The sequence below is a fragment of the Streptomyces sp. NPDC037421 genome, assembly GCF_055602105.1.
Genome location: NZ_JBVJWV010000078.1, coordinates 1 through 4846 on the forward strand (window position 1 = coordinate 1; position 4846 = coordinate 4846).

At 68.5% G+C, this 4846-nt stretch carries 3 protein-coding genes; all 3 read right to left on the reverse strand.

The features are described 5' to 3' along the window. Window positions 1–896 (reverse strand): adenosylhomocysteinase (locus tag ACZ7IF_RS39150; protein ID WP_470981805.1); only part of this gene is annotated, 896 nt, incomplete at its 3' end. Further along, on the reverse strand, window positions 874–1779 hold the full coding sequence (metF, locus tag ACZ7IF_RS39155; RefSeq protein WP_470981807.1) for a methylenetetrahydrofolate reductase [NAD(P)H]: 906 nt from the start codon (window positions 1777–1779) through the stop codon (window positions 874–876). The genes metF and ACZ7IF_RS39150, both read right to left, overlap by 23 nt. Beyond that, on the reverse strand, window positions 1776–4846 hold a 3071-nt coding region (gene metH / locus ACZ7IF_RS39160; protein WP_470981809.1), incomplete at its 5' end, for a methionine synthase. The genes metF and metH, both read right to left, overlap by 4 nt.

Consider the following 4846-nt stretch of genomic DNA (forward strand, 5'->3'; position numbering starts at 1 on the left):
GCGACCTGGTAGCCGTCCATCGCCGCCTGCAGCGCGCAGATCGGGTCGATCTCGGTGACGATGACACGCGCGCCCTGCCCGCGCAGCGACTCCGCGCAGCCCTTGCCGACGTCGCCGTAACCGCACACGACCGCGACCTTGCCGCCGATCAGCACGTCGGTGGCACGGTTGATGCCGTCGATCAGCGAGTGCCGGCAGCCGTACTTGTTGTCGAACTTCGACTTCGTCACGGCGTCGTTCACGTTGATCGCCGGGAACAGCAGGGCGCCGGCCTGGTGCATCTCGTAGAGGCGGTGGACACCCGTGGTGGTCTCCTCCGTCACACCCCGGATCCCGGAGGCCATCTGCGTCCAGTTCAGCTCACTGCGGCCCAGCAGTTCGAGGACGAAGCCCATCTCCTCGTTGCCGGCGGTCGACGGGTCCGGGACCGCCCCGGCCTTCTCGAACTCGACGCCCTTGTGGACCAGGAGGGTGGCGTCACCACCGTCGTCCAGGATCATGTTCGGACCCGCGTGCCCGGGCCAGGTCAGCGCCTGCTCCGTGCACCACCAGTACTCCTCCAGCGTCTCGCCCTTCCAGGCGAACACCGGGATCCCCGCGGCCGCGATCGCCGCCGCGGCATGGTCCTGCGTCGAATAGATGTTGCACGACACCCAGCGGACCTCCGCACCGAGAGCGACGAGGGTCTCGATCAGGACGGCCGTCTGCACCGTCATGTGCAGCGAGCCCGTGATGCGGGCGCCGGCCAGCGGCTGCGCCTCGGCGTACTCCTCGCGGATCGACATCAGACCCGGCATCTCGTGCTCGGCCAGGGTGATCTCCTTGCGGCCGAAAGCGGCAAGGGAAAGGTCCGCGACCTTGAAGTCCGTGAAGTCAGCGGTGAGCTGCGGGGACATGCTGGGCACTCCTTGAGTTCAGTACGTTGCGGTGGATCTCGAGCGTCGCCGTCGAGCGGTTGAGGGTGATGTAGTGCAGTCCGGGGGCGCCTTCGGCCAGCAGCCGTTCGGCCATGGCCGTGGCGTACTCGACCCCGATGCGGTGGCCGTCCGCGGGGTTGTCGCGGACCGAGTCGAGGCGGTGGGCGAGTGCTTCGGGGAAGGCGGCACCGCTGAGCTCTGCGAAGCGGCTGATCTGGCGCACGTCCGTGGCCGGCATGATCTCCGGGATGATCGGCGTGTCACAGCCCGCGGCTGCCACCCGGTCCCGTAGCCGCAGGTAGTCGTCGACGTGGAAGAACATCTGGGTGATCGCGTAATCGGCCCCGGCCCGGCACTTGGCCACGAAGTGGCGTATGTCGGACTCCCAGTCCACCGAGCGGGGGTGCCGCTCGGGGAACGCCGCGACACCGACGCTGAAGGCCCCGGATTCCCGCACCAGGCGGACCAGCTCGTGGGCGTGGGCCAAGCCTTCCGGGTGCCGTACCCAGGGCGCGTTCGGATCACCGGGCGGGTCGCCGCGCAGAGCCAGTACGTCGCGCACACCCGCGTCCGCGTACTGGCCGATGATGTGGCGCAACTCGGCGACGGAGTGCCCGACGGCGGTCAGATGGGCGACGGGCCTCAGGGTCGTCTCCGCCGCGATCCGTTTGGTCACCTCGACGGTACGGTCCCTCGAGGAGCCTCCGGCTCCGTAGGTGACCGACACGAAGGTCGGTGCGAGTGCCTCTATGCGGCGGATGGCCTCCCACAGGACACGGCTGCCCGCATCGGTCTTCGGTGGGAAGAACTCGAAGGAGAAGGAGGGCACTCCGCTCCGCAGGACATCGCTCAGGGAGGTCATGCCCGCCCTCCCGCGTTGAAGTAGCCGGCCTCGGGGTGGTGGATGACGATGGCGTCGGTGGACTGCTCGGGGTGCAGCTGGAACTCCTCGGAGAGGTGGACGCCGATCCGCTCCGGCCGGAGAAGGTCGGCGATCTTGGCCCGGTCGGCCAGCTCGGGGCAGGCCGGGTAGCCGAGGGAGTAGCGGCACCCCTGGTACTCGGTACGGAACATGCCGTCCATGGCGGCCGGATCGGATCCGGCGATGCCCAGTTCGGCGCGGACCCGGGCGTGCCAGTACTCGGCCAGGGCCTCCGCCAGCTGGACGGACAGGCCGTGCAGTTCCATGTAGTCGCGGTAGGCGTCGGACTCGAACAGCTTGGCGGTCGCCTCGCCGATCCTGGAGCCGACGGTGACCACCTGGAGGCCGATGACGTCGGTCTCGCCGGACTCCTCCGGGCGGAAGAAGTCCGACAGACAGAGGTGCCGGCCGCGGCCTTGGCGCGGAAAGGTGAAGCGGGTCCGCTCCGAGCCCAGCTCGTCCAGGATGATCAGGTCGTCGCCCTTGGAGACACAGGGGAAGTAGCCGTGGACGACGGCCGCCTCGAGCAGGTTGTCCGTGTGGAGGCGGTCCAGCCAGCCGCGCAGCCGGGGCCTTCCCTCGGTCTCGATCAGTTCCTCGTACGTGGCTCCGCCGGCGCGGGCCTGCTTGAGGCCCCACTGCCCCTTGAACAGGGCCTGCTCGTCCAGCCAGGAGGCGTAGTCCTTGAGCGGGATGCCCTTGATCACGCGGGTACCCCAGAAGGGCGGCGTGGGGACTGGGTTGTCGACGGCCACGTCGGACCGCGTGACGGCCTCTGCCGGGCGCTCCTCGACCGTGACGCCGACGGCCTTGACCCGCCGCTGTTTGAGGGGTGGGAGTTCGGCGCCGGGGACTCCGCGCTTGACGGCGATCAGCGCGTCCATCAGCCGCAGGCCCTCGAACGCGTCACGGGCGTAGCGGACCTCGCCCTCGTAGATCTCGTGGAGGTCCTGCTCCACGTAGGCGCGGGTGAGGGCGGCACCGCCGAGGATGACGGGGAAGCGGGAGGACAGTCCCCGGGCATTGAGCTCTTCGAGGTTCTCCTTCATGATCACCGTGGACTTCACCAGCAGCCCCGACATGCCGATCACATCGGCCTTGTGTTCCTGCGCGGCTTCCAGGATCGCCGAGACCGGCTGCTTGATACCGATGTTGACGACGTTGTAGCCGTTGTTGGTGAGGATGATGTCGACGAGGTTCTTGCCGATGTCATGGACGTCACCACGGACCGTGGCGAGGACGATCGTGCCCTTGCCCTCGTCGTCCGTCTTCTCCATGTGCGGTTCGAGGTAGGCCACCGCCGTCTTCATGACCTCGGCGGACTGGAGGACGAACGGCAGCTGCATCTGGCCGGAGCCGAACAGCTCACCGACGACCTTCATGCCCTCCAGCAGCGTGTCGTTGACGATGTCCAGGGCCGGGCGGGTCTGGAGGGCCTCGTCGAGATCGGCCTCCAGACCGTTCTTCTCCCCGTCGATGATCCGCCGCTGCAAACGCTCGTCCAGCGGCAGCGCCAGCAGTTCCTCGGCCCGGCCCGCCTTCAGCGACTTCGTGTTGACGCCCTCGAACAGCGCCATCAGCTTCTGCAAGGGGTCGTAGTCGCCCTCGCGGCGGTCGTAGATCAGGTCGAGGGCGGTGCTGACCTGTTCCTCGTCGAACCGCGCGATCGGCAGGATCTTCGAGGCGTGGACGATGGCGGAGTCCAGTCCGGCCTTCACGCACTCGTCGAGGAAGACGGAGTTCAGCAGGACACGCGCGGCCGGATTCAGGCCGAAGGAGATGTTCGACAGACCCAGCGTCGTCTGCACGTCCGGGTGGCGGCGCTTGAGCTCGCGGATCGACTCGATCGTCGCGATCCCGTCCTTCCGCGACTCCTCCTGGCCGGTGCAGATCGTGAACGTCAGGGTGTCGATGAGGATGTCCGACTCGCGGATCCCCCAATTGGCGGTCAGGTCCCCGATGAGCCGTTCGGCGATGGCGACCTTGTGCTCGACCGTGCGGGCCTGGCCCTCCTCGTCGATGGTCAGCGCGATCAGCGCGGCACCGTGCTCCTGCGCCAGCCGTGTGACCTTCGCGAAACGGGACTCCGGCCCGTCACCGTCCTCGTAGTTGACGGAGTTGATGACCGCACGCCCGCCCAGCTTCTCCAGACCCGCCTGGATCACCGGGACCTCGGTCGAGTCCAGCACGATCGGCAGGGTGGAGGCGGTGGCGAAACGGCCGGCCAGCTCCCGCATGTCGGCGACACCGTCACGGCCCACATAGTCCACACACAGATCCAGCATGTGCGCGCCCTCGCGGATCTGGTCCCGGGCCATCTCCACGCAGTCGTCCCAGCGGGCGTCCAGCATCGCCTCGCGGAACTTCTTCGACCCGTTCGCGTTCGTCCGCTCACCGATCGCCATGTACGAGGTGTCCTGCCGGAACGGCACCGTCTGATACAGCGAGGCCGCACCCGGCTCCGGCTGCGGAACCCGCTCGGTGACCGCGGTGCCCCGGACCCGCTCCACGACCTGGCGCAGATGCTCGGGCGTGGTACCGCAGCAGCCACCCACCAGGGACAGCCCGTACTCGCGGACGAAGGTCTCCTGCGCGTCCGCCAGCTCGGACGCCGACAGCGGATAGTGCGCGCCCTGCTTCGTCAGCACCGGCAGGCCCGCGTTCGGCATGCACGACAGCGGGATCCGCGCGTTGCGGGCCAGGTAGCGCAGGTGCTCGCTCATCTCCGCCGGACCGGTCGCGCAGTTCAGACCGATCATGTCGATCCCCAGCGGCTCCAGCGCCGTCAGCGCGGCACCGATCTCCGAACCCAGCAGCATCGTGCCGGTCGCCTCCACGGTGACCTGCACGATCAGCGGCAGGTCCCCCATGCCGCACCAGTCCAGTGCCCGCCGCGCGCCGATGACGGCTGCCTTGGTCTGCAGGAGGTCCTGGGTGGTCTCGACGAGCAGCGCGTCCGCGCCGCCGGAGATCAGGCCCTCGGCGTTGACCTGGTAGGCGTCACGGA